3 protein-coding genes are annotated in these 3,899 nt (G+C 61.3%); all 3 read right to left on the bottom strand.

Annotated elements, in window-relative coordinates:
• Nucleotides 1–153: 153 nt before the first annotated feature.
• Nucleotides 154–1,176 carry a Tim44 domain-containing protein gene (locus PDO_RS10785; RefSeq protein ID WP_007601710.1) on the bottom strand — a complete coding sequence of 341 codons (1,023 nt, stop codon included), beginning with the start codon at nt 1,174–1,176 and terminating at the stop codon, nt 154–156.
• Nucleotides 1,177–1,413: 237 nt separating this feature from the next.
• Nucleotides 1,414–2,418 carry a cytochrome d ubiquinol oxidase subunit II gene (cydB, locus tag PDO_RS10795; RefSeq protein ID WP_007601724.1) on the bottom strand — a complete coding sequence of 335 codons (1,005 nt, stop codon included), beginning with the start codon at nt 2,416–2,418 and terminating at the stop codon, nt 1,414–1,416.
• Nucleotides 2,408–3,820 (bottom strand): cytochrome ubiquinol oxidase subunit I, encoded by a 1,413-nt coding sequence (locus tag PDO_RS10800; protein ID WP_007601726.1) that lies wholly within the window; start codon nt 3,818–3,820, stop codon nt 2,408–2,410. The genes cydB and PDO_RS10800 overlap by 11 nt, the downstream gene beginning before the upstream one ends.
• Nucleotides 3,821–3,899 lie beyond the last annotated feature (79 nt).

Genomic DNA, 3,899 nt, shown 5'->3' on the forward strand with positions numbered 1-3,899 from the left:
TCTTCTCCCCGCTTGCGGGGAGAAGGTCCCGGCAGGGGATGAGGGGCATGAACCACACCACGGCAAAGCCCGATAATCCGAAAACAGCGCACAACAAAAGAGGCAGGGCGCCAGCGCCCTGCCTCTTCTCGTACTCCAGTCAGCGCTGAGCGCTTATTCGTACTGACCGACCGCCTGGATGGCCGAGATCTGCCAGTCGGCACCGGGACGGCGGATGAAGGTCCAGATCTCGGTCGATTCTGACGGGTTCTGGTCGTCGCCATTGATCAGTTTGCCGCTCTGGCGATCGACGACATAGTCGATGCTTTCGTAACGCATGGCGACGGTCGCATAGTCGACATCGCCTTCGCGCCAGGATTCCGACACGTCGCCCTGCACCAGATGCACGTCGCGAACCTCGTTCTTGACACCCTTGGTGGCGTTCTCGCTGAGTTCCTCGGCGAGATAGGACATGGCTTCCGGCGTGGTGATCCGGCGAAGCGCGCTGTAGTCCTCGCGTGCGTAACCCGCCTGCATCTGCTGTAGCAGCGTTTCAAAATATTCGAGATCCTTCTGCGCAATGCCGATCTCGTCGGTCTGACCCGGCTTGGCGACCGAAGCCTGCGCGACAGAACCGCCACCGATGCGCGGGATCTGGAACGACGAACCGGTCGACGGTCGCTGATCGTTGCGCGCATCATTGCGTGCCATGCCGCCAAAGCCGGATGTGTTGCCGCCATTCGGGCCACCCGAATAGGACGGCTGGCGATTGGCGAACATGCGCATGGCAAAGCGGATCAGGAAGAAGATCAGCACGCCCTGCAAAAGCAGGCCGAGGAAACCGAAGCCACCGCCGAAGCCCGAGCCCATCAGCATGCCGAACAGGCCGCCCATCAGCAGGCCGCCCATCAGGCCACCGGCAAGACCACCGAACAGGCCGGGACGCTGGCCATTGCGGGTCTGTGCGGCCGTCTGGGTCGCACCCGGCTGTGTCGCATTGGTGCGAGGTGTCATCGTGCGCTCGATCGGAGCAGCCGTCGTCGGAGCCGTGCGCGTGGCTGAGGGCGCGCTGAAGGTGCGCGTTCCGCGACTGCCGAAGCCGCCGCTTGCCCGTCTTGCCTCGGCGAAATCGACGGCCATCAGCGTGACCATCATGCCAAGTGCGAGAGATGCAAAAATCTTACCGTAACGCCGCATCGCGTTTCCTACCCCTTTGTTATGGTTCTGAAGGCTTTTACGCCCTTGGGCTCACATATGGAGATCGCCCAGCCTCTTTTGAAGGCCGGGCGGTCATATTTCCAATCAAAACAAAGTCAGCGGCTCAGGCACCCAACCAGATCTTGATGATGCCGCCGACAATCGTGATGGTCACGACGCCGGCGAGCCAGAGCCCGACGAACCACAACAGGCGCGAGGAAAGACTGGTTCTGGGCATCAATGATAACCCTCGTCCGGATTGAGCTTTCCACGGAAAACCCAATAGGCATAGGCCGTGTAGCAGAGGATCATCGGCACCAGGATCAAGGCGCCGACCAGCAGGAAGGCCAAGCTTTCATCGGGTGCCGCAGCCTCCCAGATCGTCAGGGACGTCGGCACGATATAGGGATAGAAGCTGATGCCGATCCCGACATAACCGAGCACGAAGAGACCGAGCGACGCGAGAAAGGGCTGCACGTCCCGCCCCTTCTTGAGACCAGAGATAATCAGATACAGGCAGCCCAGCACAAGCAGCGGCACGATGACGGAAAAGATCATCGTCGGAAATCCGAACCAGCGGTCGAGATAGAGCGGCTCGAGAAACGGCGTCCACAGGCTGAAGATGCCCATGGCGCCAACCGTTGCGAAGGCCAGCTTGAACGCAAAGCCCCGGCTTCGCTCTGCCAGATGGCCTTCGGTTTTCATCACCAGCCACGTCGCCCCGAGCAGGCCGTATCCGATCACCAGCGCAACGCCGGTCGCCAGCGAAAACGGCGTCAGCCAATCCCACCAGCCGCCCGAATAGGCGCGGTCGGTAACCGGAATGCCCTGCACCAGCGCCCCGAGCGCCACGCCCTGGGAAAAGGCTGCGACGATCGAACCGCCGGCAAAGGCCCAGTTCCACAGATATTCGGCACGGTTGGTGCGCCAGCGGTATTCAAAGGCGACGCCGCGGAAGATCAGGCCGAGCAGCATGATGATCAGCGGCGCATAGAGCGCTGGCAGGATCGTCGCATAGGCGAGTGGAAAGACGGCAAGCAGCCCACCGCCGCCCAGCACCAGCCAGGTCTCGTTGCCGTCCCAGACGGGCGCCACCGAATTCATCATCAGATCCTTGTCGTGCTTCTCGGGGAAGAACGGAAACAGGATCCCGACGCCGAGGTCGAAGCCGTCGAGAATGACATAGGCAAGCACGGCAAAGGCGATGATGCCGGCCCAGATGAAGGGAAGATCAATGGCCATGTTTGCCTCCATGATGACCGGTCTGTGCCGCTGGTGTGATGCCGGAGGTCCGGATGGGACCATCGTCGAGATCCGGCATCGGATCGCGCGGCAGGCGAGCCATCAGCCTGAGAATGTAGAAGGTCCCTGCCCCGAAGACGATGAAGTAGACGATGACAAAGGCGATCAGCGAAGCGGCAACCGCCGGGGCTGCGATCGGCGAGATCGAATCCGCCGTCAGGAGATGGCCGTAGACGGTATAGGGCTGGCGTCCGACTTCGGTTGTGATCCAGCCGGCCAGCACCGCCACGAAGCCGGACGGGCCCATGACCAGTGCCACCCGATGCATCCAGCGGTTCTCGTGAAGCGTCCCGCGCCAGCGACAGTACAGGCTGAACAGACCGACACCGAGCATGGCGAAACCGATGCCGACCATGACCCGGAACGACCAGAAGACGATTGCGACCGGCGGCTCCTTGTCATCGGGCACGGTGTCGAGCCCGGCCAGCGGCGCGTTGAGATCATGCTTCAGGATCAGGCTCGACAGCTTGGGGATTTCGACCGCGTAGTCGATCCGCTTTTCCGCCGTGTTGGGAATGCCGAACAGGATCAGCGGCGCGCCGTCAGGATGGCTGTCAAAATGGCCCTCCATCGCCATCACCTTGACCGGTTGGTGTTCCAGCGTGTTCAGGCCATGCGCGTCACCGGCCATGATCTGGATCGGCGCCACGATCGCCGCCATCCACATCGCCATCGAGAACATCACGCCCGCACGGCGCGGCGCGGTGTGTCTCAGCAGATGCCAGGCACCGACTGCCCCGACGACAAAAGCCGTGGTCAGGTAGGCGGCAATGACCATGTGTACCAACCGATAGGGGAAGGACGGATTGAAGACGATCTTCCACCAGTCGACCGGCACGAACTGGCCGACATCGTTGATCGCAAAACCGGTGGGCGTCTGCATCCAGGAATTCACCGAGAGGATCCAGGTCGCCGAGATCAGCGTGCCGAAGGCCACCATCAGCGTGGCGAAGAAATGCAGCCCCGGCCCGACCCGGTTACGTCCGAACAGCATGACACCAAGGAAGCCTGCCTCGAGGAAGAAGGCGGTCAGCACCTCGTAACCCATCAACGGCCCGATGACCGGCCCTGCCTTGTCGGAAAACACGCTCCAGTTTGTCCCGAACTGATAGGACATCACGATGCCCGAGACGACGCCCATGCCGAAGGCGACAGCAAAGATCGTCTTCCAGAAGTCGAAGAGTTCCAGATAGACCTTGTCCTTCTTCCACAGATAGAGGCCTTCGAGGACAGCGAGATAGCTGGCAAGGCCGATGGAGAAGGCCGGGAAGATGATATGAAAAGAGACCGTGAACGCGAATTGCGCGCGCGCCAGAATCTGGGCATCGAAGTTTTCGAACATGGCCTGCTGCGTCCTTCGTTGCTGCGCGGGGAAAATGGTCCTCGCGAGATGATAGACGTCAAATATAGCCTTGCATGGC

Origin of the sequence: Rhizobium sp. PDO1-076 (assembly GCF_000247475.1) — a bacterium.
Lineage (GTDB): Bacteria > Pseudomonadota > Alphaproteobacteria > Rhizobiales > Rhizobiaceae > Allorhizobium.